The organism is Zhongshania sp. (assembly GCF_041584495.1).
GTDB lineage: Bacteria > Pseudomonadota > Gammaproteobacteria > Pseudomonadales > Spongiibacteraceae > Spongiibacter.
The window spans coordinates 1-1,372 of record NZ_JBFHDY010000293.1 but is presented as its reverse complement, the minus strand read 5'-3'; the positions used below and the strand labels follow the sequence as shown (position 1 = coordinate 1,372).

General features: G+C 55.1%; 2 protein-coding genes. Both read right to left on the bottom strand.

Going from position 1 to position 1,372, the window contains the following annotated elements; genetic code table 11:
* On the bottom strand, window positions 1–437 hold a 437-nt coding region (locus ABYP33_RS19255), incomplete at its 3' end, for a molybdopterin-dependent oxidoreductase (protein ID WP_373092981.1).
* 17 nt (window positions 438–454) lie between these two features.
* Window positions 455–1,321 (bottom strand): TIGR03619 family F420-dependent LLM class oxidoreductase, encoded by an 867-nt coding sequence (locus ABYP33_RS19250; RefSeq protein WP_373092978.1) that lies wholly within the window; start codon window positions 1,319–1,321, stop codon window positions 455–457.
* Between the last annotated feature and the right edge of the window lie 51 nt (window positions 1,322–1,372).

Here is a 1,372-nt window from a genome sequence, read left to right as displayed (position 1 = left end):
TGCTGACTGACCAGAAACTTGTTGTTGCAGTCCAGACTGCCGGTATTGTAAGCCTTGTGAGTATTCAGGCCCTGGGTGAAGGCCGTCCAGAAAATCGGCATCAGCGGGCTGAAGCTGATTGGGTTGCCAAAATAGGCGCCGACGGATTCGTCACCGTGATCTTTGCGCAGCTGGCGAATTTTGGCGCCGATTTCGTCGAAAGCCTGCTGCCAGCTGATAGCCTCAAAACCCTTGTCGGATTTTTTCAGTGGCGTGGTGATGCGGTCAGGGGTGGTGCGCATTTTCTCGATGCTCAGCCCCTTGATGCAGGCAAAACCTTTAGAGGCCACGTGATCTTTATCCGGTTCGACGTGGGTGATCCGATTGTTGTCGACGGTTACCAGCAGGCCGCACTGATTTTCGCAAATGCGGCAAAACGTTGTTTTGGTCTCGGTCATTGTGCGGCCCTTCTTGGTTATTGTTGTTGGATGTACTGCTTCGCGAATTGCTCCATATCACGCAGCTTTTCGTCGAGCGTCATGGTGCTGGCCATACCGTTTTCGTCGCAGAAAGCTTCGCGGTAGAGCATAGTCACACCGAGTTCGCGGCAACGCTCCAGGTTGGCCTCACTGTTGTCGTATAGGCCAAGGGCGATTTCAAAACTCTCCCAGGGGAGTCCTGCCTGTTCGCGGAAGTGGCGCAGGGCCGGGATCAGTTTTTCGATATCGTCCATTTCGTGTTGCGCCCCGACCCAGCCGTCATTGCGCGCGGCTCGCTGCAGCGCCGCTTCGCTGAAACCGCCGATACAAATGGGCAGCGAGTGTTTCAAGCGTGGCGACATCTGCAGGGCAGGGAACTGGTAGTAGTCGCCCTGATAAGTAACGGATTCCCCCGTCCACAGTTGTTTCATCACAGCCAGCATTTCATCGGTGCGTTTGCCGCGGTCGTGAAAATTCTGACCAACCAGTTCAAACTCCGATTTCTGCCAGCCGATACCAGCGCCGAGAATCAGGCGGCCATCGCAGAGGTTGGCCGCGGTAGAGATAAGCTTGGCAGCGTGGAAGGGGTCACGTAGTGGCAGTACATAAAGGGTATTGAGGAATTTCAGTGTGGTGGTGACCTGCGACAGGGCCCCGATTTGAACCCAGGGCTCGGGCCAGTGGGTTTCCGGGTACCATCGGATCTGGCTGTTTTTACTGTAGTCGTAGTGTTCGTATTGTTCGGCGAAGGTAATCAGGTGTTCGCCGAGCGTGATGCCTTCAAAGCCCAGATCTTCGGCATGCCTGGCCAGGGTGGGGAGTTCTTCCATGTCGAGCATGGCGAGGCATTGCCAGAATTTCATAGGCTTTCCTTGTGCAGTGTTATTCCGTGAGTTGGCAGTCCAGAATCACCT